We start from the raw sequence: 24,689 nt of genomic DNA on the forward strand, positions 1-24,689 counted from the left end.
GAGGGCATCTGTGGTCGCATGTCCCGGCGCCGTGCCAGATGTGTGCCCCGCCTGCGCCGCTAACAATCGTTCACTTCGCGGGCTTTCTACGCGCTCGTATGCTGGGGCGGCAGTCATTCGTCGTACGAGAGCCGGTGCTCACGCCGGTGCACGCGTCAGTGTGAAAGGGGTCGCACGTTGACTCAGCCGGGTGCCGGGCAGATCCCGGTCGTCGTCCTCACCGGCTTTCTGGGTTCGGGGAAGACGACGCTGCTCAATCACCTGCTTCACCGCAGCGGTGGCAGTCGTATCGGGGCGATCGTCAATGACTTCGGGTCCATCGAGATCGACGCCATGGCCGTTGCCGGGCAGCTCGGGGATTCCACCGTTTCGCTCGGCAACGGGTGTCTGTGCTGTGCCGTGGACGCCAGTGAGCTCGATGAGTATCTGGAGCGGCTCGCCCGGCCTTCCGCCGCGATCGACGTCATCGTCGTCGAGGCCAGTGGGCTTGCCGAGCCGCAGGAGCTCGTGAAGATGGTGCTTGCCAGCGAGAATCCGCACATCGTGTACGGCGGGCTCGTCGAGGTTGTTGATGCCGTTGAGTTCGACTCGACCCGGCAGCGGCACCCCGAAGTCGATCGGCATCTTGGGATTGCTGATCTTGTTGTCGTCAACAAGGTCGACCGGGTGGCAGAGAGCGAGCGGGAGCGGGTTCTCGGTGTCGTCCGCGGGCTCGCCGATCGTGCCGCCGTGGTCCCCGCCTCGTACGGGCGCGTCGACGTTGAGCTGCTCCTTGATCGGAAGCCCGTGGGGGAGCGGCTCGGGCAGCTTTCCTTCGATGACCTGCATCAGCATGAGCACGACGTGAACGGTGACCACCACGACCACCTTCACTCCGCCTACGAAAGTCTCTCCTTCTCCTCCGAAGTGCCCATGAGCCCCCGCCCGTTCATGGCTCTCCTCGACAGTCGGCCCGAAGGGCTCTACCGCATCAAGGGGTACGTCGATTTCGGCGCCGCCGACCCGCGCAACAAGTACGCCGTGCACGCCGTGGGGCGGTTTCTGCGGTTCTACCCGGAGCCGTGGGCCGCGGGTGAGCCCCGGCTGACCCAGCTCGTTCTCATCGGGGCCGGGATCGACGTACCCGCCCTGGAGAAGGAGTTGGAGGCGGCCCGTGAGTACGCCCCACACGCCGACGCCGATGAGCGCAGCATGTGGGGCGTGCTTCGGTACGTCCAGGAGCCCGAGCGGGTGGAGTAGCCGACTACGCCGGGCCCGCCACCGCCGCCACCGGCTTCGCCAGGGAGACGCCCGAGCCGTCGCGGCGCGGGTCGATCTCCGGCAGCTCCGCCGGCAGGCCGCTGCGCTGGGCCGCGAGCGGTGGCGTCGGGCCCGCCCACGCGAAGCTCAGGCAGTCCTCGCCCTTCAGGAAGCGCTGGACGCGTACGCCACCCGTGGCGCGGCCCTTGCGGGGGTACTGGTCGAACGGCGTCACCTTGGCCGTTGTCTGCACCGAGTCGTCGAGCGTGCCGCGCGAGCCCGCCACCGTGAAGACCACGGCGTCCACGGCCGGATCCACCGCCACGAAGGAGATGACCTTGACGCCGTCCGCGAGTTTGATGCCCGTCATGCCACCCGCGGGACGGCCCTGCGGGCGCACCTGGGAGGCCTGGTAGCGCAGTAGCTGGGCATCGTCCGTGATGAAGACCAGGTCCTCCTCGCCGGTGCGCAGCTCGGCCGCGCCGACGATCCGGTCACCGTCCTTGAGAGTGATGACCTCAAGCTCTTCCTTGTTGGACGGGTAGTCCGGGACCACGCGCTTGACCACGCCCTGTTCGGTGCCGAGGGCCAGGCCCGGTGAGGACTCGTCCAGGGTCATCAGGCAGATCAGCTTCTCGTCCGCCTCCAGGGAGAGCAGCTCCGAGACCGGGGCGCCTCCCGAGAGGTTCGGCGCCGAATGTGTCTCCGGGAGCTGGGGGAGGTCCACCACGGAGAGGCGCAGCAGGCGTCCGTCGGACGTCACCGCGCCCACCTCGCCGCGCGCGGTAGCCGGCACGGCGGAGACGATCACATCGTGCTTGACGCGCTTGGTGTCGCTCTCGGCGAACGGCTCGCCGTTGGCCGTACGGGCCAGGAGGCCGGTCGAGGAGAGGAGCACGCGGCACGGGTCGTCCGCCACCTGCAGCGAGACGGTGGGCGCCGGAGTGCCCGCCGACTCCAGGAGGACCGTGCGCCGGTCCGTGCCGAACTTCTTTGCCACGGCGGCCAGTTCGGTGGAGACCAGCTTGCGCAGCTCGGCGTCCGACTCCAGGATCCGGGTCAGTTCCTCGATCTCGGCGTTGAGCTTGTCGCGCTCGGACTCCAGCTCGATGCGGTCGAACTTGGTGAGGCGGCGCAGCGGCGTGTCGAGGATGTACTGCGTCTGGACCTCGCTCAGCGAGAAGCGCTCCATCAGGCGCTCCTTGGCCTGCCCGGAGTTGTCGCTGGAGCGGATGAGGCGGATGACCTCGTCGATGTCCAGGAGGGCGACAAGGAGGCCCTCGACCAGATGCAGCCTGGCCTGCTTCTTGCCGCGGCGGAACTCGCTGCGGCGGCGCACGACATTGAAGCGGTGGTCGAGATAGACCTCGAGCAGCTCCTTGAGGCCGAGCGTGAGGGGCTGACCGTCCACCAGGGCCACGTTGTTGATGCCGAAGGACTCCTCCATCGGCGTCAGCTTGTAGAGCTGCTCCAGGACGGCCTCCGGGACGAAGCCGTTCTTGATCTCGATGACCAGGCGCAGGCCGTGCGAGCGGTCCGTGAGGTCCTTGACGTCGGCGATGCCCTGCAGCTTCTTCGAGCCGACCAGGTCCTTGATCTTCGAGATGACCTTCTCGGGGCCCACGGAGAAGGGCAGTTCGGTGACGACCAGGCCCTTGCGGCGCGCGGTCACGTTCTCGACGGCCACCGTGGCGCGGATCTTGAAGGTGCCGCGCCCGGATTCGTACGCGTCCTTGACCCCGGACAGGCCGACGATGCGGCCGCCCGTGGGGAGGTCGGGGCCCGGCACGAAACGCATCAGCGTCTCCAGGTCGGCCCCGGGGTGCTTGATCAGATGACGGGCGGCGGCGATGACCTCGCCGAGGTTGTGCGGCGGCATGTTCGTCGCCATGCCGACGGCGATGCCCGAAGCGCCGTTCACCAGAAGGTTCGGATACGCCGCCGGGAGGGTCACCGGCTCCTGCTCCTGGCCGTCGTAGTTCGACTCGAAGTCGACCGTGTTCTCGTCGATCGACTCCGTCATCAGGGACGTCGCGTCGGCCATCTTGCACTCGGTGTACCGCATGGCGGCCGGCGGGTCGTCGTTGCCGAGGGAGCCGAAGTTGCCGTGGCCGTCCACCAGCGGCAGGCGCATGGAGAAGGGCTGGGCCATGCGCACCAGGGCGTCGTAGATCGACGCGTCGCCGTGCGGGTGCAGCTTACCCATGACCTCGCCGACGACGCGGGCGCACTTCACGTAGCCGCGTTCGGGGCGCAGGCCCATCTCGCTCATCTGATAGACGATGCGCCGGTGCACCGGCTTCATGCCGTCGCGGGCGTCCGGCAGGGCGCGCGAGTAGATGACCGAATACGCGTACTCGAGGAAGGAGCCCTGCATCTCGTCGACGACGTCGATGTCGAGGATCTTCTCCTCGAACGAGTCATCGGGCGGCGGGGTCTTCGTGCTGCGGCGGGCCATCGCTGCTGCGGCTCCTTCAGGGTGTCTGCCAGGGCATCAAAGGGATCTGACGCCGACCATTGTGGACCGTCCCACTGACAACGCCGACCACGACCCGGACTTCGGGGCCGACTACGCCGAGCGCGGAGCGGGAACTTCACAGGTTGTCGGCACGCTTGCATACAGTGTCAGGACTGGCAGAATTTCCAGCTTTTCGCGATCGAAGGGACGTACATGCCCATGGGTCACACGGCCACAGCCGAGGCCGGCTCCGGCGGCCTGACAGCGACCGAGCACCGGCTGGCCAACGGCCTGCGCGTGGTGCTCTCCGAGGACCACCTGACCCCGGTCGCCGCGGTCTGCCTCTGGTACGACGTCGGTTCACGCCACGAGGTCAAGGGGCGTACGGGCCTCGCGCACCTCTTCGAGCACCTCATGTTCCAGGGTTCGAAGCAGGTGCAGGGCAACGGCCACTTCGAGCTGGTGCAGGGTGCGGGCGGTTCGCTGAACGGCACCACGAGCTTCGAGCGCACGAACTATTTCGAGACCATGCCCACACACCAGCTCGAGCTGGCGCTGTGGCTGGAAGCCGACCGCATGGGCTCCCTGCTCTCCGCGCTCGACGAAGAATCCATGGAGAACCAGCGCGACGTCGTCAAGAACGAGCGCCGCCAGCGTTACGACAACGTTCCGTACGGCACGGCGTTCGAGAAGCTGACCGCCCTCTCGTACCCCGAGGGCCACCCCTACCACCACACCCCGATCGGCTCCATGGCCGACCTGGACGCGGCGACGCTTGAGGACGCGCGGGCGTTCTTCCGTACCTACTACGCGCCCAACAACGCGGTCCTTTCGATCGTCGGCGACATCGACCCGGAGCAGACCCTCGCCTGGGTCGAGAAGTACTTCGGGTCCATCCCCTCGCACGACGGCAAGCAGCCGCCGCGCGACGGCTCGCTGCCCGACACGATCGGCAAGGAGCTGCGCGAGGTCGTCGAGGAAGAGGTCCCGGCCCGCGCCCTGATGGCCGCCTACCGCCTCCCGGAGGACGGCACGCGCGCGTGCGACGCGGCCGACCTGGCGCTGACGGTCCTCGGCAGCGGCGAGTCGTCGCGGCTCTACAACCGCCTCGTGCGCCGCGATCGCACCGCCGTGGCGGCCGGGTTCGGCCTGCTGCGGCTCGCCGGTGCCCCCTCGCTCGGCTGGCTCGACGTGAAGACGTCCGGTGACGTCGAGGTACCCGTCATCGAGGCCGCGGTCGACGAGGAGCTCGCCCGCTTCGCGGAAGAGGGCCCCACCGAGGAGGAGATGGAGCGCGCCCAGGCACAGCTGGAGCGCGAGTGGCTCGACCGGCTCTCCACGGTCTCAGGACGCGCGGACGAACTCTGCCGGTACGCCGTCCTGTTCGGTGACCCGCAGCTCGCCCTCACCGCCGTCGGGCGCGTCCTGGACGTCACCGCGGAAGAGGTCAAGGCGGCCGCGGCGGCCCGCCTGCGCCCCGACAACCGCGCCGTGCTCGTGTACGAGCCCGTAGCGGGCGCCGAAGCCACCGACGAGGACGAAGAGGAGGCGGCGAAGTGACCGAGGCCGCAACGATGCAGTTCCACCCGCAGCCCCAGGCGGGCGACGCACGGCCGTGGGCCTTCCCCGCGCCCGAGCGCGCCACCCTGGACAACGGCCTCACGGTGCTGCGCTGCCACCGCCCCGGCCAGCAGGTCGTCGCGGTGGAGGTCCACCTGGAGGCGCCGCTCGACGCCGAGCCCGCGGGCCTCGACGGCGTGGCCACGATCATGGCGAGGGCCTTCAACGAAGGTACGGACAAGCACTCCGCCGAGGACTTCGCCGCCGAACTCGACCGCTGCGGCGCCACCATGGACGCGCACGCCGACCACCCCGGCGTACGCGTCTCGCTCGAAGTCCCGGTGTCCCGCCTCCCGAAGGCGCTCGGTCTGCTCTCCGACGCCCTGCGCGCTCCCGCCTTCGCGGACAGCGAGATCGAGCGCCTCGTGCGCAACCGCCTGGACGAGATCCCGCACGAGGCCGCCAACCCGGGGCGCCGCGCCGCCAAGGAGCTCTCCCGGCAGCTCTTCCCGGCGACCTCGCGCATGTCGCGCCCCCGTCAGGGCACCGAGGAGACGGTCACGGCCATCGACTCGGCGGCCGTGCGCACCTTCTACGAGAAGCACGTGCGTCCCGCCACGGCGACCGCCGTCGTCGTGGGCGACCTGACCGGCGTCGACCTGGACGCCGTCCTCGCCGACACCGTCGGCGCCTGGACGGGCGGCACCGCCGAGCCGCGCCCGGTGCCCCCGGTGACCGCGGACGACACCGGGCGTGTCGTCATCGTGGACCGCCCCGGAGCCGTCCAGACGCAGCTGCTCATCGGCCGCGTGGGACCGGACCGCCACGACCGCGTCTGGCCCGCGCAGGTGCTCGGCACGTACTGCCTCGGCGGCACCCTCACCTCGCGCCTGGACCGCGTCCTGCGCGAGGAGAAGGGATACACCTACGGCGTACGGTCGTTCGCCCAGGTCCTGCGTTCCACACCGGACGGCACCGGCGCCGCGATGCTCGCCATCAGCGGCTCCGTGGACACCGAGTCCACGGGCCCGGCGCTCGACGACCTGTGGAAGGTCCTGCGCACCCTCGCGGCCGACGGCCTCACGGACGCCGAGCGCGATGTCGCCGTGCAGAACCTGGTGGGCGTCGCCCCGCTCAAGTACGAGATGGCGGCGTCCGTCGCGGCCACCCTGGCCGACCAGGTCGAGCAGCACCTGCCGGACGACTTCCAGGCCCAGCTGTACCGACAGTTGGCCGCGACCGGCACCGTGGAGGCCACTGCCGCCGTCGTGAGCGCCTTCCCGGTGGACCGCCTTGTGACGGTGCTCGTCGGTGACGCCTCGCAGATCGAGGAGCCCGTCAGGGCCCTTGGCATCGGTGAAGTGAGTGTGGCCACGGGCTGAGTGACAGTCAGGACATATCGGGACCCCAGTGGCTGAGATTAATCACTGGGGTTCTCATATGTCCGAATTAGTATGGAGGTTACGTGTCTGACCTGTGGCGTGCGCTACAAAAGCTCTGATCCGTTTGTCGTTTGAAAGACGCCCCGCTTAGCGTCATCCCGGCTGTTCGTCATGCAGTAGTCGCACCCGCGGCACCGGACAGTCATCGCCGAGTCCCCGTACGGCGCGAGCCAGGGGAGCCGGGGACCCACATGTCCCCTTGGGGTGAATCGGGAACCTTGCCGTCAGGTGAGGGACTCGTAGGAGACCTTCCTGCTCCGAACCCGTCAGCTAACCCGGTAGGCGAGAAGGAAGGAAAGGATCAGCCGCTTCATGGCGTTCACCCGTGCCACCGGGAAGCACCGTCGCCCGAGCCGCCTCACGCGTACCACCGCGAACGTGGCGGGCGTCGCCGCCCTCACCACCACCGGTGTCATCGGAGGCCTGGCCGCTCCGGCGCTCGCCGCCGACGACGCGGCGGCTCTTGAGCACACCGGCCTGACCCAGGCCATCTCCGTCGGCGACTCGCTCGCCGAGAGCATCGACGCGCAGGCCGCCGCCCAGCAGCAGGCCGCCGACGCCGCTGCCGCCGCCAAGAAGGCCGAAGAGGCCGCCAAGAAGAAGGCCGAAGAGGCGAAGCGCAAGGCCGAGGCCGAGGCGAAGGCCAAGGCCAAGAAGGAGCGCGAGGCCAAGGAGCGTGCCGCTCGCGAGGCCGAGCGCAAGCGCCTCAACAGCTACGTCTCCCCGATCTCCGGCTCGTACGTCTCCACGGGCTACCAGACCGGCGGCGCCATGTGGTCCTCCGGCAGCCACACCGGCGTCGACTTCCACGCCGCCTCCGGCACCTCGGTCCACGCGGTCGGCTCCGGCACCGTCGTCGAGGCCGGCTGGGGCGGTGCCTACGGCAACAACGTGGTCATCAAGATGAACGACGGCACGTACACCCAGTACGGCCACATGTCGTCCCTCGGTGTCACGGTCGGCCAGGCGGTCACCCCGGGCCAGCAGATAGGCCTCTCCGGCTCCACCGGCAACTCCAGCGGCCCGCACCTGCACTTCGAGGCCCGCACCGGCGCGGACTACGGCACGGACATCGACCCCGTCTCGTACCTCCGCTCGCACGGCGTCAACGTCTGATCCCAGCGGTCTGATCCAGCGGTCGACGGCGGACGCACGCAGCGCCACTGATTCACCGAAAGCCCCGGCTCGTCGAGAGCCGGGGCTTTCGCCGTTCCCGTATCTCCTTTGGCCAAAAGTATCCCTGGATTTCAGCCTGCCGTCGGAAATTCGGCCGCCCTGCAATAGAGTCGCGGAACAGGCGTCGATCGACCGCGTTTCGCGGGGATTAGTGCGGAGGTCAGTCATGCGCATTCCCGCGCACTCGGTATGCACGGCCATCCGGGACGACATCGTCTCCGGTGTCTACGAACGGGGTGGCCGCCTCACCGAGGAACTGCTCGCGCGCCGCTACGGAGTCTCCCGCGTCCCGGTGCGCGAAGCCCTGCGCACCCTTGAGGCGGAGGGCTTCGTCGTCACGCGCCGGCACGCGGGCGCGTGCGTCGCGGAGCCCACCGAGGAGGAGGCCGCCGACCTCCTGGAGATCCGCGCGCTCCTGGAGCCGCTGGGCGCGGCCCGCGCCGCCCAGCGCCGCACGGAGGCGCACCTGAAGGTCTTGCGCGGTCTCGTCAGGCTCGGCCAGGAGCGGTCGAGGCGCGGCCACAGCGAGGATCTGCGCTCCCTGGGCGGCTGGTTCCACGAGACGCTCGCCCAGGCGTCCGGCAGCCCGGGTCTCACGGCGCTGCTCACTCAGCTCCGGCACAAGATCGCCTGGATGTACGTGGTCGAGACGTCCGCCGCGCCCGCCGAGGCGTGGGCCGAGCACGCCGCGATCGTCGACGCGGTCGCCCGCGGGGACGCGGAACGGGCCCGCGCGCTCACCGCTCAGCACACGGAGCGGACGACCTCCGCGCACCGGCCGCGCTTCGTGCGCCGGCTCTCCGGTGTGAGGGGTTCGCAACATTCCGTAAACACAGCGGGTCTGCGGCTTTAACAGAGGCGCCGTATACAAAGAAGTGCAAAGAAGCGCTATTGGGCGGGGCGTTATTTCTTGCTGCCCGAATAGCAGCAAGAAAACACCGAAGGGCCCACCCCTATTTCGGGGGCAGGCCCTTCAGTGTTTGATTTCCAGTCTTTACTAGACGGTCTCGGGGAGTTCCTCGAGGCCGTCCGCGACCAGCTTCGCCAGACGGTCGAGAGCGGCATCCGCACCCTCGGCGTCGGAGGCGAGGGTGATCTCCTCGCCGCCCTGCGCGCCCAGACCGAGCACCGCGAGCATGGAGGCGGCGTTCACGGGGTTGCCGTCAGCCTTGGCGATCGTCACGGGGACGCCGGCGGCGGTGGCCGCGCGGACGAAGATGGAGGCGGGTCGGGCGTGAAGGCCCTCGGCCCAGCCGACGTTGACGCGGCGCTCAGCCATGTGTTGCTGCCCTTCCAGGTGTCTCACACTTGTCTAGACCAGTGTCTCATGCCGTCACGAGTGCTCCGCCGGCCGTTCGACGTCTCCTAGCCTGCCCCGGCCAAGGCGCCCCCGCGACCCGTACCCTGGGCCCATGCAGACCCCGTCGGACCGGCACGCATACCCCTCCCACTGGGAAGCCGATGTCGTCCTGCGTGACGGAGGCACCGCCCGGATCAGGCCGATCACGGCCGAGGACGCGGACCGCCTGGTCAGCTTCTACGAACAGGTCTCGGACGAGTCGAAGTACTACCGCTTCTTCGCGCCCTACCCCCGCCTGTCCGCCAAGGACGTGCACCGCTTCACCCATCACGACCAGGTGGACCGGGTGGGTCTCGCGGCCACCGTCGGCGGCGAGTTCATCGCCACCGTCCGCTTCGACCGCATCGACGAGCGCGGCATGTCCGCGAGCGCGCCCGCCGACGAGGCCGAGGTCGCCTTCCTCGTGCAGGACGCCCACCAGGGCAGGGGAGTGGCCTCCACCCTCCTCGAACACATCGCCGCCGTCGCCAGGGAGCGCGGCATCCGCCGCTTCGTGGCCGAGGTGCTGCCCGCGAACACCAAGATGATCAAGGTGTTCACGGATGCGGGCTACCAGCAGAAGCGCAGCTTCGAGGACGGTGTCGTACGGCTCGAATTCGATCTGGAACCGACCGACCGCTCGCTCGCCGTGCAGCGCGCCCGTGAGCAGCGGGCCGAGGCGCGGTCGGTGCAGCGGCTGCTCACGCCGAAGTCGGTCGCGGTGATCGGCGTCGGGCGCACACCGGGCGGCGTCGGCCGCAGCGTCCTGCGGAACCTGCGCGAGGCGGGCTTCACGGGGCGGCTGTACGCGGTGAACAGCGCGTTCGACTTCGAGGCAGGGGAGGCCGCCGAGGTCGACGGCGTGCCCGCGTACCGCTCCGTGCGGGACATCGACGAGACCGTCGAGCTCGCCGTCGTCACCGTGCCCGCCGAGCGGGTGCCGCAGGCCGTCGACGAGTGCGGCGAGCGGGGGGTCCTCGGCCTCGTCGTGATCTCCGCCGGGTACGCGGAGAGCGGTCCCGAGGGGCGGGAGCGGCAGCGCGAACTGGTGCGCCAGGCGCGGTCGTACGGCACGCGCATCCTCGGCCCGAACGCCTTCGGGGTCATCAGTACCTCGCCGGACGTGCGCCTCAACGCCTCGCTGGCCCCGCGTCCTCCCGAGCGCGGCAGGATCGGACTCTTCACGCAGTCCGGCGCCATCGGCATCGCGCTCCTCTCCGGCCTGCATCGGCGGGGTGCGGGCCTTTCGACCTTCGTGAGCGCGGGCAACCGCGCGGATGTGTCGGGCAACGACGTCCTCCAGTACTGGTACGAGGACCCGGACACCGATGTCGCCCTCATGTACCTCGAATCCATCGGCAACCCGCGCAAGTTCACGCGGCTCGCCCGGCGGGCGGCGACGGCGAAGCCGCTGGTCGTGGTGCAGGGGGCCAAGCACAGCGGGATCGCGCCCACGGGGCACGCGGTGCAGGCCACGCGCCTGCCGTACGCCACGGTGTCGGCACTGCTCCGCCAGGCGGGGGTCATCCGCGTCGACACGGTGACGGAGATGGTGGACGCGGGGCTGCTGCTCGCGGGGCAGCCGTTGCCTTCCGGGCCGCGGGTCGCGATCCTCGGGAACTCCGAGTCGCTCGGGCTGCTCACGTACGACGCGTGTGTCGCCGACGGGCTTCGGCCGTTGCCGCCGGTGGATCTGACCACGGGTGCCACTCCCGCGGACTTCCGCGCGGCGCTCGCCGGCGCCCTGTCGGACGACGCCTGCGACGCTGTGATCGTCACCGCCATTCCCTGGGTGGGGGAGGACGGGGCCACGGGGTCGCCCGAGGGGGAGGAGCTTGCGGCTGCGCTGCGGGCTGCGGCCGCGGGATGCCCGGCCAAGCCGGTGGCTGTGGTGCACGTCGAGCTCGGCGGGCTCGCCGAAGCGTTGGCCGCCGCGACCCGGACTCGCCCTGACGCCCCTGTACCTGCACCCGGCAGCGGGGGCTGTGCCCACCCGTCCCGCCCTGCGGGACGCCTGCCCACAGCGACGACGGCGGCTGGCGACAGCGCGCCCGCAGCGGAGGCGCCCACAGCAACGGCAGCGACGGGGTACCGCATCCCCGCCTACCCCGCCGCTGAGCGCGCCGTCCGTGCCCTCGCCGAAGCCGTGAAGTACGCGCAGTGGCGGCGTGAGGCCAAGGAGCCCGGCAAGGTTCATGAGTACGAGGACATCGACGAGAGCGGCACCGCCCGGCGGATCGACGAGCTGCTCGCCGCGCAGGACGACCCGCGCGGCGCCACCCTCACCCAGGACGAGGCCCGCGAACTGCTCGGGCGGTACGGCATCGACGTACGGGACGCCCGGCCCGCGCCCGACCCGGACGCGGCCGTGGCCGCCGCCCGCGCGCTCGGCTACCCCGTGGCCCTCAAGACCACGGCCCCGCACCTGCGCCACCGCGCCGACCTCGGGGGCGTGCGGCTCGACCTGGCGGACGAGGAACAACTGCGCCGGGCCTACGCCGAATTGACCCGCGCCTTCGGCAAGCCCGCCGAGCTGCGGCCCGTCGTGCAGGCGATGGCGCCCCGCGGTGTCGACACCGTCGTCCGCGCGGTCATCGACCCGGCGGCCGGAGCAGTGCTCTCGTTCGGGCTCGCCGGCGCCCCGTCCGAGCTGCTCGGCGACACCGGGCACCGCCTCGTCCCGGTCACCGAGCGCGACGCGGGTTCCCTGGTCAGATCCATCCGGACCGCCCCGCTCCTCTTCGGCTGGCGCGGATCGGCGCCGGTCGACACCCCGGCACTCGAAGAACTGCTCCAGCGGGTCTCGCGCCTCGTGGACGATCACCCCGAGGTGGTCGCCGTGTCCCTGGAGCCCGTGGTCGTCGCCCAGCGCGGCCTCTCCGTGCTCGGCGCCTCCGTGCGGCTCGCGCCCCCGCCGGCCCGCGGCGACCTCGGCCCGCGGGCCCTGCCCGGGTACTGAGGCGGCCAGTGGGGCACCGTGCGCCCTCCGTCGGGTCGTAGGATGGACGGCATGGCAAAGACCGGTACGACGACCCAGGGGCTGCGCGCGGCGATCGAGCGCAGCGGCTACTACCCGGCCCTCGTGGCCGAGGCGGTGGAGGCCGCGATCGGCGGCGACCCCATCGGGTCGTACCTGGTCCACCAGGAGACCACGTTCGACGCGAACGAAGTGCGCCGGCACGTGACGGTCCTCGTCCTGACGGGCACGCGCTTCATCGTCAGCCACACCGACGAGCAGGCCGCGGACAGCACATCCCCGACGCCGTACGCGACGACCTCCACGGAGTCCGTGAAAATCGGCCGGATCTCGTCCGTGGTCGTCAGCCGCGTCGTCGCCAACCCCGAGAAGTACGTCCCGGGCTCGCTGCCCCGCGAGGTCGTCCTGACCATCGGCTGGGGCGCCGTGTCGCGCATCGACCTGGAGCCCGCCGCCTGCGGCGACCCCAACTGCGAGGCGGACCACGGCTACACCGGCAGCTCCACCGCCGACGACCTCAGCCTCCGCGTCAGCGAGGCGGGCGACGGCCCGGACGCCGTGCGCCAGACCCTGGCCTTCGCCCAGGCGCTGTCCGAGGCGACCGCGGACACCGCCCGCTGATGTCCCTGCCCGCCTGGGACGACGTGCAGCCGCTCGCCCTCGACTCCGCGCCCCTGCCCGAGTACGGCGTGGGCTCGCTCGCCGACCTGCTGCCCACACTCGTCTCCCACCAGGGTGTCGAAGGCTTCGCGCCCGTCATCCCGGAACTCGCCCCGGCCGACCGGAACTGCGTCTTCCTGATCGATGGCCTCGGCTGGGAGCAGCTGCGCGCCCACCCGGACGAGGCGCCCTTCCTGACCTCGCTCATCAGTTCGTCGCGCGGCGGGACGGGCCGCCCGATCACCTCGGGTTTCCCCGCCACCACCGCGACCTCCCTGGCCTCGGTCGGCACGGGTCTGCCGCCCTCGTCGCACGGCCTGCCGGGCTACACCGTGCGCAACCCCGCCACCGGCGAGCTGATGAACCAGCTGCGCTGGAACCCGTGGACGGACCCGCGCAAGTGGCAGCCCTACCCCACCGTCTTCCAGCAGGCCCACGCGGCGGGCGTGCACACCGCCCAGGTGTCGTCCCCGACGTTCCAGAACACCCCGCTCACCAAGATCGCGCTGAGCGGCGGCAGCTTCCGCGGCAAGCTCTCCGGCGAGGACCGCATGGACCTCGCGGCCGAGCAGCTGGGCGCGGGCGACCGCTCGCTGGTCTACACGTACTACGCGGAGGTCGACGGCAAGGGGCACCGCTTCGGCGTCGACTCCGACGCCTGGCGCGGCCAGCTGATGTACGTCGACCGCCTGGTGCAGCGCCTGGCCGAGCAGCTCCCGCCGCGCAGCGCCCTGTACGTCACCGCCGACCACGGCATGCTCGACATCCCCTTCGACGAGCAGTCCCGCATCGACTTCGACGAGGACTGGGAGCTGCGCGCCGGAGTCGCCCTCCTCGGCGGCGAGGGCCGTGCGCGCCATGTGTACGCGGTCCCGGGCGCCGAGAACGACGTCCTGACCGTCTGGCGCGAGGTGCTCGGCGAGCAGTTCTGGGTGGCGAGCCGGGACGAGGCGCTCGCCGCGGGCTGGTTCGGCCCGCCCGGCGCCGTGGACGAGCGGGTGTACGGACGCATCGGCGATGTCATCGCGGCGGCCCACGACGACGTGGCGATCATCGCCTCCGAGAAGGAGCCGAAGGAGTCGGCCCTGGTCGGCATGCACGGCTCCATGACCCCCGTCGAGCAGCTCGTGCCGCTCATCGAAGTACGCTCCTGATCACACCCGGCACCCGCCGACCGCTCGTACGTCCCGAAAGGCTCAACTCCCCATGCCCGAGCTGGTGTTCTTCTCCGGAACGATGGACTGCGGAAAGAGCACCCTGGCTCTGCAGATCGAGCACAACCGGTCGGCCCGGGGCCTGCAGGGGCTCATCTTCACGCGTGACGACCGCGCGGGCGAGGGCAAGCTCTCCTCGCGGCTCGGTCTCGTCACGGACGCAATCGAGGCGGCCGACGACTTCGACTTCTACGCCCATCTCGTCGACCACCTCTCGCAGGGCGGCCGCGCGGACTACGTGATCGCGGACGAGGCGCAGTTCCTCGCCCCGGACCAGATCGACCAGCTGGCGCGCGTCGTCGACGACCTGGGCCTGGACGTCTTCGCCTTCGGCATCACCACGGACTTCCGCTCCAAGCTCTTCCCCGGATCGCAGCGCCTGGTCGAACTCGCCGACCGCGTCGAGGTGTTGCAGGTGGAGGCGCTGTGCTGGTGCGGCGCCCGCGCCACCCACAACGCCCGCACCATAGGCGGTGCGATGGTCGTCGAAGGCGCGCAGGTCGTCGTCGGCGACGTCAACCACGCGGCGGACGAGGTGGGTTACGAGGTGCTGTGCCGCCGTCACCACAGGCGCCGGATGACGGCGGCGACCTCACGCGCGGGCGCCCTGTCGCCGGACGTGCTGCCGGTCGACACGCCCGCCCGCGTCTGAGTCAGCTCTCCGAGCGCACGAGCGTGAAGACCGCTCCCTCCGGGTCGGCGACGGTGGCCTCCTGTCCGTGGGCGCCCGCGTGCGGGGGCCTGATGACGTGGCCGCCGAGTTCCACGACCCGCTCCACCGACTCGTCCACGTCGGCGACCTCGAAGTACGTCATCCAGTGCGCGCCCCGGTCCCGCGGCAGCGCCTGGCCGACGCCGTGCACCGAGGCGACCGGCCGGCCGTCGACCTGGAGCGTGACGAAGTCGAAGTCGGCCGAAACGACCGCCTCTTCGGTGTATCCGAAGACCGCTTGATAGAACTTGACGACACCCGCCGTCTCCTGCGTGACCAGTTCGTTCCAGGCCGGGGCCCCGGGCTCCCCGCCGAGAGCGGCGCCCACATGCTCCGCCGCCTGCCAGATCCCGAACACCGCGCCCGCGGGGTCCACCGCGATGGCCATCCGCCCGGCCGGGCCCGCGTCCAGCGGGCCGACGCCGATCGTGCCGCAGCAGTGCCGCACGGCCTCGGCCGTCGCGTCCACGTCGTCCGACGCCAGGTACGGCGTCCAGGCGATCGGCAGATGGTGGTCGGGCGGCAGCTGACCGATCCCGGCGACCTCGTGGCCGTCGAGCAGCGCCCGTACGTAGGGCCCGAGCTGATCCGGCCCGGGCCGGAACTCCCAGCCGAACAAGGCTCCGTAGAACTCCTGGGTCGTGGCCAGGCCATGCGCCATCAGACTCACCCAGGTGGGTGTGCCGGGCGCGCGGCGGACGGCCCCCGAGCCGTCACGCCGGCCCGTCGACCCCCGTGCCTCCGTCATCGTCACTCTCTCCTCGGCCCTTCAGGTGGCCGCTCGGCTTCCGCATTCGAATGCACGTACCTATGTCGCGCCCTGGCCCGCCCGTGCAGATGCTCGCACCACCTGTGGCGCCCCGCGCCCCGGCCGCGCCGCTTGTCCCGGCTCCGCCCAGAGGATGCCCGGTTTGCCGTTTCTCATCCGTAAACGCGCGGTTGCTCTGTGGTGTCGTTCGGCAGTACACGGTGTGCCCGCTTCCATACGCCGCGTGTTCGGCGGTCGTACGGCGGAGCAGGGTAGCCGGACCTGGCCGATGCGGCCACCCCGTGCGCAAGGATGGGGCCCATGAATGCCATCATCTCCGCATCCGAACTCGAGAGCGACCTGGCGGGCGAGAACCCGCCAGTGCTCCTGGACATCCGCTGGCAGCTCAGCACCGCCAAGGCGGCGGGCGCCCCCGTCTTCGACGGCCGGGCCGAGTACGAGAAGGGGCACATCCCGGGCGCCGTCTTCGTCGATCTGGACGCCGATCTCGCGGGTCCGGCCGGCTCGGGCGGACGGCATCCCCTGCCGGACGTGCAGCACTTCGGGGCGGTGATGCGGGCGGCCGGGGTCTCGGCCGACCGGGACGTGATCGTGTACGACGGCGGGCAGGGCTGGGCCGCCGCACGCGCCTGGTGGCTGTTGCGCTGGACGGGTCATCCCGCCGTGCGGGTGCTCGACGGCGGGCTCGCCGCGTGGGGCGGCCGACTGGAGACCGGGGACGAGCGCCCGGAGGCGCCGGGGTCGTTCGCCCCCGAGACGAACACCACCGACCTCCTCGACGCCGACGCCGCGGCGGCCCTCGCCCGCTCCGGGCTGCTCCTGGACGCCCGCGCGGCCGAGCGCTACCGCGGAGACGTGGAGCCGATCGACCGCGTCGGCGGTCACATCCCGGGTGCGGTGTCCGCGCCGACCACGGAGAACGTCACGGCGGACGGCACTTTCAGGCCGGCCGCCGACCTCGCGGACCGCTTCAACTCCCTGGGCGTCTCCGACACTTCCGAGGTCGGGGTCTACTGCGGCTCAGGTGTGTCCGGCGCCCACGAGGTGCTCGCCCTCGCGGTGGCGGGCATTCCGGCGTCGCTGTACGTCGGCTCGTGGTCGGAGTGGTCGTCGGACGAGTCCCGTCCGGTGGCCAAGGGCCCGGACCCGCAGTAGCCGAAGGACATGGCCGGGGCCCCGCACTTGCGCGGTGCGGGGCCCCGGCCGACGTATGACGTCCTGCTGGTCCTGCTACTCCTGCTTCTTGCGGCGCGTGCCGAAGACGATCTCGTCCCAGCTGGGCACCGCCGCGCGCCGCCCGGGACGGACGCCGTCGGCCTCCGCCTGGCGGTCGGTGGTGCCGGTCAGGCGGTCGCGGTGGCTGGCCACCGAGCGCGGCATCAGGACGTCCGCGTACGCGGCTCCCGCGCCGGCCGATGCCGCGGGGGGCTCCTCGGCGTCCGGGTCCTGCTCGGTCTCCTCCGCGGGCGGGAGATCCGTCGCCGGGAGCGCGGGGCGCTCCGGCACGATCATGTCGCCGCGGAAGCTCGGCACCGCCTCCAGGAGGCTGGTGAGCGAGTCCCGCTCCGACTCCGACACGGCGGCGGTCGCGGTGGCCGCCGTGCCCTCCTCCGAAGGCTCCGGGGGCAGCGGCACGCCGGGACGCTCCAACTGCCGGTCCAGAGCGCGGTCAAGGGGCCGGTCGAGCGAGGGCCTGTCACGGGGCAGCCGTGCGATGCGCGGCACGAACGGGAAGCTGGGCTCGGGCGCGGCGATGTCGTCCGTCTCGCCGATCAGCGAGCGCGCCTCGTCGTCCACCGCCTGTACGAGCCGCCGGGGCGGGTCGTACGTCCAGCTCGCGGAGTGCGGCTCGGTCGCGACGCGGTAGACGAGCAGGACCTCCCAGGTGCCGTCGTCGCGGCGCCAGGAGTCCCACTGGACGGTTTCCTTGTCGGCGCCGCGCAGGAGCAGACGCTCCGAGACGGCCTCGCCGAGCTGGGGTCCGGTGTTCTCGCCGGGACGGCGCACGGGGGTCTTGCGGGCCCGCTCGGCCATGAAGGCGCGCTCGGCGAGCACGGGTCCCTCGAAGCGGCGGACGCGGTCGACGGGGATTCCGGCGAGCGAGGCGACTTCCTCCGCGCTGGCACCGGCACGTATACGCGCCTGGATGTCGCGGGGGCGGAGGTGGCTCTCCACCTCGATCTCGATCTGGCCGAGACGCGGACGGTCACCGCGCACCGCGGCGCGCAGTCGCTCGTCGATCGGAAGCGTGTACTCCGTGCTGTCCGCAGCCTTCAGCACCAGCCGTGTGCCGTCGTTGCTGACGGCCACGACACGCAGTTCGGGCATGGGGACCTCCCGGGTGGTGCCTGCCGACGTCACGTGCGTCGCTGCTTCCGCTAGTCGAGTGTGGCCTGCCCGGGTGCAGCCTGCCACAACCTTGCCGAGTTGCCCGGCGTGTCGGGCATGGGCCCAAGGTCGCCGTTATGGCACGGTTACCTCTTCGCAACTCTCAGTGACCACTTTGGTCACCCTGTGCAGCGAGCCCCCTCCCGGCGGTCCTGGAAGGCCCCGGGCACCCAGGTGGGAGACCGGACCCAGGGCTCGCAACAGTACTCCATTCGGGCCACGCGGGTGGTCCGCCGCGCCGCCGAAGTTCTCACGGGGGACGGGAGTTGGCGCCTCGGGATACCCGGGCAGGGTGGTGTACGAGTGGCACACTTCACGGAATCTCCAAAAACGGAACTATCTACTTCACCCATACGTCCCTTTCTCGTGCAGTCAGTCGAGAAAGGGAGGCAAGGGTCGGAGATGCGTGAAAAGCCGGAATCCGTCATGGAGCCGAAGGACCGGACGGAACCGACGGACTCGGTGGAGAAGAAGCGGCGTCTCGACCTGAGCGTGCCGCAGGTGGCGGGAAGCGCCGTGGCGGCGGTCGTGGCGGCGAAGCTCGCGTCGAGCTTCGGCGTCTACGGCACGATCCTCGGTGCCGGAGTGGTGAGTGCCGTCGCGACCTGCGGCGGCACGATTTTCCAGCACTTCTTCAGCCGCACGGGTGAGCAGATACGTGACGTCACGGTGCAGGCAAAGCCGAGGGCGCGGCAGGTCCCGCTGGCCGACGGCTCGGGAGCGCCGGTGGCGCAGACGTTCAGAGCGGCGGCCTACCCAGCCGCGGCCGCGCACACCGGGGCGGGGCCCGTGACGACGACATGGGGGCGGACGGTCGAGCCGGACGCCACATCGGTGCTGCCTTCCGCCGGCGAGGTGGCAGCGGACCGCACGACCGTGCTTCCCGCCACCTCCGCTGCTGACGCGGATCGCACGAACGTGCTGCCGGTCGTGGACGCCGACACGGACCGCACGACCCTGCTGCCCATGGCGGACCCCGGAGCTGACGCCGACGCCGAGAAGACGCAGATGCTCGGTTCGGTCGACGCCACGCAGCTCGTGCCCCGGGACGACGCGACGCGCGTCCTGCGGCAGTCGACTCCGCCCGCGCCGCAGGAGCCGACGGCGCCACCGCTTCCTTCGGACGAGTTCACCCACGGCACCACGCACCGCACACAGGTCCGAAGCTGGAAGCGGCCGTTGATCGCGGCCGCGGTGGTCTTCGGTGTCGCCATGGCCGGCATCACGACGTACGAGATCGTCTCCGGCGAGGACTTCAGCGGGGGCCACGGCACCACGATCGGCAACGGCTTCTCGGGCAGGAACAGCTCGCCGCACCAGCAGCCCACTCCCTCGACCGATCCCTCGGGGCAGCCGTCCGACGGTGCTTCCACGGGCACGGACGACGGTTCACAGCAGGACAGCGGCGCGTCGCAGGACCCGGACGGGACGAACTCGCAGGCGCCGGACAATGGCAACGACTCGGGCTCCGGTTCGAAGGACGACCCCGACAAGGGATCGGACTCCGGCACGGACACCGGGGACGACGACGGCTCGAAGACGGACCCGACCCCGACGCCGACCCCCACCCCGACTCCGACGCCGACCCCGTCGAGCGGCGACGGCACCGACGGCGGAAGCGACGTCCAACGGGGAGAGACCGCCACCCCGTAGCGGCCTTCTCAGTCGCCCAGGACGCGCCGCAAGTAGTCGTTGCCGAACATGCGCCCCGGGTCCAGGCGGTCGCGCAGGGCCGTGAACTCGGCAAAGCGCGGGTAGGCCTGCGCGAAGTAGTCGGCGCCGCGGGTGTGGATCTTGCCCCAGTGGGGCCGGCCCTCGTGCGCGGTGAAGATCCGCTCCGCGGCGGTGAAGTACGCCTGGTAGGGCGTGCCACGGAACATGTGGACGGCGATGTACGCGCTCTCCCGGCCCGAGGCCGTGGACAGCGTGATGTCGTCCGCGGGAGCCGTACGGACCTCCACGGGGAAGCTGATCCGCAGGTTCGAGCGCTCCACCATCGTCTTCAGCTCTCGCAGCGTCTCGACGAGGGCCGCCCGCGGAACGGCGTACTCCATCTCCACGAAACGCACGCGGCGCGGGCTTGTGAAGACCTTGTAGGGGATGTCCGTGTAGCTGCGGGCGGAGAGCGCCTTGCTGGAGATCTTGGCGATGCCCGGGACGGTCGCGGGGATGGCCCTGCCGATCGTGTTGACCACCTGGAAGAGGCCGTTGGAGAGAATCTCGTCCTCTACGAAGGCGCTCACTCTGCCGGGCGGGGCGGCGGGACCCAGGCTGCGGTTGTTGCGCTTGGTGGTGCAGTTGCCGGTGTGCGGGAACCAGTAGAACTCGAAGTGCTCGTTCTCCGCGTGCAGTGCGTCGAACTCGGCGGTGACCTTGTCGAAGGTCATCGGCTCCTCACGGGCGGTGAGGAAGAAGACGGGCTCCACGGCGAAGGTGATCGCGCTGATCACGCCGAGAGCGCCGAGGCCGATCCTGGCCGCCGCGAAGACCGCGCGTTCTTCTTCGGTCCCGTTCTCGGAACAGGTGAGGACCGTCCCGTCCGCGGTGACCAGCTCAAGTGCCTTGATCTGGGCGGAGATGGAGGCCGAATCACGTCCCGTGCCGTGCGTGCCGGTGCTCGTCGCGCCGGAGACCGTCTGCTCCATGATGTCGCCCATGTTCGTGAGCGACAGGCCCTCGCGGGCGAGCGCCGCGTTCAGACGCTTGAGCGGAGTGCCCGCTTCCACCGTGACGGTGCCGGCCTCGCGGTCGATCTTCCGGATGCCGGTGAGGAGTTCGGGGCGTATCAGGAGGCCGTCGGTCGCCGCGGTCGCCGTGAAGGAGTGGCCGGTGCCGACCGGTTTGGCCCTGAGGCCGTCCTCCCTGGCCGCACGGAGCGCGGCGGAGAGCTCGTCGACCGACGCGGGGGTGACCTCCCTGGCCGGGCGCGCGGTGACGTTGCCCGCCCAGTTACGCCACGGTGCTGTGCTCTTCCCGCTGCCCGTGCCCGTTGCCGTGCTCATGGGTCCCCTCCCGTTGCGGAGCCGGTGTTTTTAGCCGGCGATACCTAAGGAACCCCACCGCCACCGCGACGGCCCCGGACAGACCGGGGACCGCGTACCCGGCGTCCGATCCGGCCGCGTCGATGACCCAGCCGGCCGCGGAGGAGCCGAGCGCGACGCCGACCGCGAGTCCGGTGCTCACCCAGGTCATGCCCTCGGTCAGCTTCGCGCGTGGTACGTGCTGTTCGACGAGGGCCATCGTCGTGATCATGGTCGGCGCTATGGAGAGGCCCGCGATGAACAACGCCACGGCCAGAAACGGAAGGTTCCCGACCAATTGAAGCGGGATCATACTCACGGCCGTCGTACAGACACCCAGCAGCCACCGCGGCGCGGGGGCGCCCTTGAAGTGCATGAGCCCGAAGGCCGCTCCGGCCAGACAGGAGCCCAACGCGTACACCGCCAGTGCCAGGCTCGCCATCGCCTTGTGGCCGAGGTCCTCGGCGTACGCGACGGTCACCACGTCGATGGACCCGAAGATCGCGCCGGTCGCCACGAAGGTCGCGACCAGGACCTGCAGCCCGCCGGAGCGCAGCGCCGAACCCTTCGTGTGGTGTTCGCGGCCGTGCGGCACGGGCTCGGTGGCGCGCTGGGCGGTCAGCCAGAAGACGCCCACGGCGAGGAAGACCCCGGCGAGGAGCGGCCCGGCCTCCGGGAACCACACCGTGGAGAGGCCGATCGAGATGATCGGCCCGAAGATGAAGCAGATCTCGTCCACCACGGACTCGAAGGAGTACGCGGTGTGCAGCTGCGGGGTGTCGCGGTAGAGCACCGCCCAGCGCGCCCTGATCATCGATCCCACGCTCGGCACGCAGCCGACCAGCGCGGCGAAGGCGAAGAGCGTCCAGTCCGGGAGCTCGTACTTCGCGCAGAGCAGCAGCCCGGTGACCGCCACCAGGGAGGCGAGGGTCGCGGGCCGCAGCACCCGGCGCTGGCCGTACCGGTCGACCAGACGGGAGATCTGCGGGCCGATCGCGGCGGCGGAGAGCGCCACGGTCGCGGAGAGCGCGCCCGCGAGTCCGTACCGCCCGGTGAGCTGGGAAACCATCGTCACGATGCCGATGCCCATCATCGAGAGCGGCATCCGTCCGAGGAAGCCCGCCGTCGAGAACCCCTTGGTGCCGGGGGCGGCGAAGATGGCGCGGTAGGGGCTGGGCACGTGGGACTCCGCTGAGGCGCCGGGGCGGCCTCGCGTGGATGTGCGCGCGGGGGCCCCGGTAAGGCGTAAAGATGGCCGATACAGCTTACGGTTCCGACAGGGCCGGGCGCACCATGATTTTCCGGCTGTCAGTGGCGGGTGGCAGGATCGGATGCATGTCCGATGCGCTCGATGCCTCTCCCTATGACGCCCTGCTGCTGCTCTCGTTCGGCGGCCCCGAAGGGCCAGACGACGTGGTCCCGTTCCTGGAGAACGTGACGCGGGGCCGCGGCATCCCCAAGGAGCGGCTCAAGGAAGTGGGGCAGCACTACTTCCTGTTCGGCGGGGTCAGCCCGATCAACGACCAGAACCGCGCCCTACTCGACGCGCTGCGCAAGGACTTCGCCGACCACGGCCTCGACCTGCCGGTCTACTGGGGCAACCGCAACTGGGCGCCCTACCTGACCGACACCCTGCGTGAACTCGTGCAGGACGGCCACCGCCGCGTGCTCGTCCTCGCCACCAGCGCCTACGCCTCGTACTCGGGCTGCCGCCAGTATCGGGAGAACCTGGCCGAGTCGCTCGCCGTGCTCGCCTCCGAGGGCCTTGACGTGCCGCGCGTCGACAAGCTGCGGCACTACTTCAACCACCCCGGCTTCGTCCGTCCCATGATCGACGGGGTCCTGAAGTCCCTGGCCGACCTCCCCGAAGACGTGCGGGAAGGGGCGCACCTCGCCTTCACCACGCACTCCATCCCGACCGCGGCCGCCGACACCTCCGGCCGCGTCGAGGACCACGGGGACGGCGGCGCGTACGTCAAGGAGCACCTGGACGTGGCCCGCCTCATCGCCGACGCGGTGCGCGAGGAGACCGGCGTTGAACACCCCTGGGAGCTCGTCTACCAGTCGCGCAGCGGCGCCCCCCACATCCCGTGGCTCGAACCCGACATCTGCGACCACCTCGAGGAGCGCCGGGACGCGGGCGCGCCCGCCGTGGTCATGGTCCCGATCGGTTTCGTGTCGGACCACATGGAGGTGCTCTACGACCTCGACACCGAGGCCGAGGCGAAGGCCGCGGAGCTGGGTCTGCCGGTCCGCCGCTCGGCCACGGTGGGCGCCGACCCGCGGTTCGCCGCCGCGGTCCGTGAACTGGTCCTCGAGCGCTCCGCCACGGAGAGCGGCCGCGAGGTCGCGCCCTGCGCCCTGGGTGCGCTCGGCGCCAGCCACGACCTGTGCCCGGTGGGCTGCTGCCCGGCGCGCGCCCCGAAGCCGGCGGCTGCCGGCGCCGACAGCCCGTACGCGTAAGGACGCCGACGTGACCGACCTCAAGGCAGAACTCCTCGGCATCGCCCTGGAGGCCGCGCACCGCGCGGGAGCCTTCCTGCGCGACGGACGCCCGGACGACCTGGGCGTGGCCGCGACAAAGACCAGTGCGGTCGATGTCGTCACCGAGATGGACATCGCCTCCGAGAAGCTGATCACCGACTTCCTCGCCGAGCGCAGGCCCGCCGACGGCGTGCTGGGCGAGGAGGGCGCGAGCTCCGAGGGCAGCAGCGGCGTCCAGTGGGTGATCGACCCGATCGACGGCACCGTCAACTACCTGTACGGGCGCCCCGACTGGTCGGTGTCCATCGCCGCCCGCAAGGACGGCCAGACGCTGGTCGGCGTAGTGCACGCCCCGATGCGCGGGGAGACCTACCGGGCCGTCCTCGGAGAGGGCGCCTTCGTCAACGACAAGTCCGCGCGCACCCGCCCCGCGCCCCCGTTCGAGCAGGCCCTCGTCGGCACCGGGTTCGGTTACGTCGCCGAGCGCCGCGTCCGGCAGGCCGAGGTGGCCCGGCAGCTGATCCCGCTGGTCCGTGACATCCGGCGGGGCGGCTCGGCGGCCATCGACCTGTGCGACGTCGCGCTCGGCCGCCTGGACGCGTACTACGAGCGTGGCCTCAACCCCTGGGACTTCGCGGCCGGTGACCTCGTCGCGCGGGAAGCGGGCGCCCTGACCGGTGGACGCCCCGGAGAGCCCCCCACAGGTGAGCTGACCATCGCGGCCCCGCCCGGCCTCTTCGAGGACCTCCAGGGCCGCCTGGAGGAGCTCGGAGCCTGGCACGACTGACCCGCCGCACGGATCTGCACGCGAAACGGATCGGCACGCGGAACGGCTCGGCACGCGGAAGGGCCCCGGCATCTCGTCCACAGATGCCGGGGCCCTCCTGCTCGCGATGGATCAGGCGTGCAGCACGCCGACCTCCACGCCGTGCTCGGCGGCCAGACGGTGGAGATCTTCGAGCTCGGCCTGCTCGACCTCGGCAAGGAAGTCGTCGCCCGTCTCACGGGCCTTCGTGAGGTCGGATTCCGTGGCCTTTATGCGCTGCAGCAGTCCTGCGGTAAAAGCGTCCATGGTTGCGCCCCCTCGGCTGGGTCGTGGGTCGATGGCACGGGGGTGTGCCCTCAAGAAGGGGCGATCACGTCTCAAGCCGCCCTGGAGGAAGCGGTTCGTGGCGCGCCACATACAAAGCGTGATCGCGGGTGTGAGGTCGTCCTCCCCTCGCTCCCTCTCACGGAAACCTCAACCCCCGG

The 24,689-nt window shown here is 70.9% G+C and carries 20 protein-coding genes and 1 riboswitch; of the genes, 13 read left to right on the forward strand and 7 right to left on the reverse strand.

From position 1 onward, the window contains the following. Positions 1 to 177: 177 nt before the first annotated feature. The gene (locus ACZ5U5_RS29110) at positions 178 to 1,239 is read left to right on the forward strand and encodes a CobW family GTP-binding protein (protein ID WP_469027334.1); all 1,062 of its coding nucleotides are present in this window, start codon (positions 178 to 180) and stop codon (positions 1,237 to 1,239) included. A 4-nt stretch (positions 1,240 to 1,243) separates the two neighbouring features. Here the strand turns inward: ACZ5U5_RS29110 and ACZ5U5_RS29115 are convergent, their stop codons facing one another. Beyond that, positions 1,244 to 3,697 carry a DNA gyrase/topoisomerase IV subunit A gene (locus ACZ5U5_RS29115; RefSeq protein WP_469027337.1) on the reverse strand — a complete coding sequence of 818 codons (2,454 nt, stop codon included), beginning with the start codon at positions 3,695 to 3,697 and terminating at the stop codon, positions 1,244 to 1,246. A gap of 219 nt (positions 3,698 to 3,916) precedes the next feature. Here ACZ5U5_RS29115 and ACZ5U5_RS29120 point away from each other — a divergent pair, with 219 nt between their 5' ends. The 4 genes from ACZ5U5_RS29120 to ACZ5U5_RS29135 all read left to right on the forward strand — a co-directional run bounded on the left by ACZ5U5_RS29120 (position 3,917) and on the right by ACZ5U5_RS29135 (position 8,728). After that, complete coding sequence (locus ACZ5U5_RS29120) at positions 3,917 to 5,257, forward strand: M16 family metallopeptidase (protein ID WP_469028030.1); 1,341 nt, start codon at positions 3,917 to 3,919, stop codon at positions 5,255 to 5,257. Then, positions 5,254 to 6,639: a M16 family metallopeptidase gene (locus tag ACZ5U5_RS29125; protein WP_469027339.1), complete on the forward strand. Its 1,386-nt coding sequence runs from the start codon at positions 5,254 to 5,256 to the stop codon at positions 6,637 to 6,639. Before ACZ5U5_RS29120 ends, ACZ5U5_RS29125 begins: the two co-directional genes overlap by 4 nt. A gap of 196 nt (positions 6,640 to 6,835) precedes the next feature. Then, positions 6,836 to 6,999, forward strand: a riboswitch (cyclic di-AMP (ydaO/yuaA leader). Between the two features lie 12 nt (positions 7,000 to 7,011). Further along, entirely contained in the window at positions 7,012 to 7,815 is an 804-nt protein-coding gene (locus ACZ5U5_RS29130) for a M23 family metallopeptidase (protein ID WP_469027341.1), read from the forward strand. Between the two features lie 226 nt (positions 7,816 to 8,041). Then, entirely contained in the window at positions 8,042 to 8,728 is a 687-nt protein-coding gene (locus ACZ5U5_RS29135; protein WP_469027344.1) for a GntR family transcriptional regulator, read from the forward strand. A gap of 144 nt (positions 8,729 to 8,872) precedes the next feature. Here the strand turns inward: ACZ5U5_RS29135 and ACZ5U5_RS29140 are convergent, their stop codons facing one another. Further along, complete coding sequence (locus ACZ5U5_RS29140; RefSeq protein WP_160507645.1) at positions 8,873 to 9,154, reverse strand: HPr family phosphocarrier protein; 282 nt, start codon at positions 9,152 to 9,154, stop codon at positions 8,873 to 8,875. Between the two features lie 133 nt (positions 9,155 to 9,287). Between ACZ5U5_RS29140 and ACZ5U5_RS29145 the strand changes: the two genes are divergently transcribed. Genes ACZ5U5_RS29145 through ACZ5U5_RS29160 form a run of 4 tightly spaced genes read left to right on the forward strand, consistent with a single transcriptional unit; the run spans position 9,288 to position 14,717 of the window. Next, positions 9,288 to 12,173: a bifunctional acetate--CoA ligase family protein/GNAT family N-acetyltransferase gene (locus ACZ5U5_RS29145; RefSeq protein WP_469027347.1), complete on the forward strand. Its 2,886-nt coding sequence runs from the start codon at positions 9,288 to 9,290 to the stop codon at positions 12,171 to 12,173. Between the two features lie 51 nt (positions 12,174 to 12,224). Next, entirely contained in the window at positions 12,225 to 12,812 is a 588-nt protein-coding gene (locus ACZ5U5_RS29150; protein ID WP_469027350.1) for a DUF5998 family protein, read from the forward strand. Continuing rightward, entirely contained in the window at positions 12,812 to 14,005 is a 1,194-nt protein-coding gene (locus ACZ5U5_RS29155) for an alkaline phosphatase family protein (protein WP_469027352.1), read from the forward strand. The genes ACZ5U5_RS29150 and ACZ5U5_RS29155 overlap by 1 nt, the downstream gene beginning before the upstream one ends. Before the next feature lie 52 nt (positions 14,006 to 14,057). Beyond that, complete coding sequence (locus ACZ5U5_RS29160; RefSeq protein WP_469027354.1) at positions 14,058 to 14,717, forward strand: thymidine kinase; 660 nt, start codon at positions 14,058 to 14,060, stop codon at positions 14,715 to 14,717. Position 14,718: 1 nt separating this feature from the next. On the opposite strand, the gene ACZ5U5_RS29165 is transcribed toward ACZ5U5_RS29160, so the two are convergent. After that, positions 14,719 to 15,525 (reverse strand): VOC family protein, encoded by an 807-nt coding sequence (locus ACZ5U5_RS29165; protein ID WP_469027357.1) that lies wholly within the window; start codon positions 15,523 to 15,525, stop codon positions 14,719 to 14,721. 321 nt (positions 15,526 to 15,846) lie between these two features. On the opposite strand from ACZ5U5_RS29165, the gene ACZ5U5_RS29170 reads away from it, so the two are divergent. Beyond that, positions 15,847 to 16,701: a sulfurtransferase gene (locus tag ACZ5U5_RS29170; RefSeq protein WP_469027359.1), complete on the forward strand. Its 855-nt coding sequence runs from the start codon at positions 15,847 to 15,849 to the stop codon at positions 16,699 to 16,701. 75 nt (positions 16,702 to 16,776) lie between these two features. Here the strand turns inward: ACZ5U5_RS29170 and sepH are convergent, their stop codons facing one another. Continuing rightward, the gene (gene sepH, locus ACZ5U5_RS29175) at positions 16,777 to 17,874 is read right to left on the reverse strand and encodes a septation protein SepH (RefSeq protein WP_469027361.1); all 1,098 of its coding nucleotides are present in this window, start codon (positions 17,872 to 17,874) and stop codon (positions 16,777 to 16,779) included. A gap of 462 nt (positions 17,875 to 18,336) precedes the next feature. Here sepH and ACZ5U5_RS29180 point away from each other — a divergent pair, with 462 nt between their 5' ends. Continuing rightward, positions 18,337 to 19,587 carry a hypothetical protein gene (locus tag ACZ5U5_RS29180; protein ID WP_469027364.1) on the forward strand — a complete coding sequence of 417 codons (1,251 nt, stop codon included), beginning with the start codon at positions 18,337 to 18,339 and terminating at the stop codon, positions 19,585 to 19,587. A gap of 8 nt (positions 19,588 to 19,595) precedes the next feature. On the opposite strand, the gene ACZ5U5_RS29185 is transcribed toward ACZ5U5_RS29180, so the two are convergent. Both ACZ5U5_RS29185 and ACZ5U5_RS29190 read right to left on the reverse strand, forming a co-directional pair. After that, positions 19,596 to 20,936, reverse strand: coding sequence for a D-arabinono-1,4-lactone oxidase (locus ACZ5U5_RS29185; protein WP_469027366.1), 1,341 nt, complete (start codon positions 20,934 to 20,936; stop codon positions 19,596 to 19,598). Next, on the reverse strand, positions 20,884 to 22,134 hold the full coding sequence (locus ACZ5U5_RS29190) for an MFS transporter (protein WP_469027369.1): 1,251 nt from the start codon (positions 22,132 to 22,134) through the stop codon (positions 20,884 to 20,886). Before ACZ5U5_RS29190 ends, ACZ5U5_RS29185 begins: the two co-directional genes overlap by 53 nt. A 155-nt stretch (positions 22,135 to 22,289) precedes the next feature. Between ACZ5U5_RS29190 and ACZ5U5_RS29195 the strand changes: the two genes are divergently transcribed. Together ACZ5U5_RS29195 and ACZ5U5_RS29200 are read left to right on the forward strand one after the other, a co-directional pair. Next, on the forward strand, positions 22,290 to 23,417 hold the full coding sequence (locus tag ACZ5U5_RS29195) for a ferrochelatase (RefSeq protein ID WP_469027372.1): 1,128 nt from the start codon (positions 22,290 to 22,292) through the stop codon (positions 23,415 to 23,417). A 10-nt stretch (positions 23,418 to 23,427) separates the two neighbouring features. Next, positions 23,428 to 24,225 (forward strand): inositol monophosphatase family protein, encoded by a 798-nt coding sequence (locus tag ACZ5U5_RS29200; protein ID WP_469027374.1) that lies wholly within the window; start codon positions 23,428 to 23,430, stop codon positions 24,223 to 24,225. A 111-nt stretch (positions 24,226 to 24,336) separates the two neighbouring features. Here ACZ5U5_RS29200 and ACZ5U5_RS29205 read toward each other — a convergent pair whose 3' ends face one another. Then, positions 24,337 to 24,510, reverse strand: a complete 174-nt coding sequence (locus ACZ5U5_RS29205; RefSeq protein ID WP_351173867.1) for a hypothetical protein — start codon at positions 24,508 to 24,510, stop codon at positions 24,337 to 24,339. Positions 24,511 to 24,689: the final 179 nt, after the last annotated feature.

The sequence above is a fragment of the Streptomyces sp. NPDC033177 genome, from assembly GCF_055577715.1.

Bases quoted from the DNA above. Each gene is read 5' to 3' on its own strand.
- ACZ5U5_RS29115 (WP_469027337.1), bottom strand. From the start codon at position 3,697: ATGGCCCGCCGCAGCACGAAGACCCCGCCGCCCGATGACTCGTTCGAG.
- ACZ5U5_RS29120 (WP_469028030.1), top strand. From the start codon at position 3,917: ATGGGTCACACGGCCACAGCCGAGGCCGGCTCCGGCGGCCTGACAGCG.
- ACZ5U5_RS29130 (WP_469027341.1), top strand. From the start codon at position 7,012: ATGGCGTTCACCCGTGCCACCGGGAAGCACCGTCGCCCGAGCCGCCTC.
- ACZ5U5_RS29135 (WP_469027344.1), top strand. From the start codon at position 8,042: ATGCGCATTCCCGCGCACTCGGTATGCACGGCCATCCGGGACGACATC.
- ACZ5U5_RS29140 (WP_160507645.1), bottom strand. From the start codon at position 9,154: ATGGCTGAGCGCCGCGTCAACGTCGGCTGGGCCGAGGGCCTTCACGCC.
- ACZ5U5_RS29145 (WP_469027347.1), top strand. From the start codon at position 9,288: ATGCAGACCCCGTCGGACCGGCACGCATACCCCTCCCACTGGGAAGCC.
- ACZ5U5_RS29150 (WP_469027350.1), top strand. From the start codon at position 12,225: ATGGCAAAGACCGGTACGACGACCCAGGGGCTGCGCGCGGCGATCGAG.
- ACZ5U5_RS29155 (WP_469027352.1), top strand. From the start codon at position 12,812: ATGTCCCTGCCCGCCTGGGACGACGTGCAGCCGCTCGCCCTCGACTCC.
- ACZ5U5_RS29160 (WP_469027354.1), top strand. From the start codon at position 14,058: ATGCCCGAGCTGGTGTTCTTCTCCGGAACGATGGACTGCGGAAAGAGC.
- ACZ5U5_RS29165 (WP_469027357.1), bottom strand. From the start codon at position 15,525: ATGACGGAGGCACGGGGGTCGACGGGCCGGCGTGACGGCTCGGGGGCC.
- ACZ5U5_RS29170 (WP_469027359.1), top strand. From the start codon at position 15,847: ATGAATGCCATCATCTCCGCATCCGAACTCGAGAGCGACCTGGCGGGC.
- sepH (WP_469027361.1), bottom strand. From the start codon at position 17,874: ATGCCCGAACTGCGTGTCGTGGCCGTCAGCAACGACGGCACACGGCTG.
- ACZ5U5_RS29180 (WP_469027364.1), top strand. From the start codon at position 18,337: ATGCGTGAAAAGCCGGAATCCGTCATGGAGCCGAAGGACCGGACGGAA.
- ACZ5U5_RS29185 (WP_469027366.1), bottom strand. From the start codon at position 20,936: ATGAGCACGGCAACGGGCACGGGCAGCGGGAAGAGCACAGCACCGTGG.
- ACZ5U5_RS29195 (WP_469027372.1), top strand. From the start codon at position 22,290: ATGTCCGATGCGCTCGATGCCTCTCCCTATGACGCCCTGCTGCTGCTC.
- ACZ5U5_RS29205 (WP_351173867.1), bottom strand. From the start codon at position 24,510: ATGGACGCTTTTACCGCAGGACTGCTGCAGCGCATAAAGGCCACGGAA.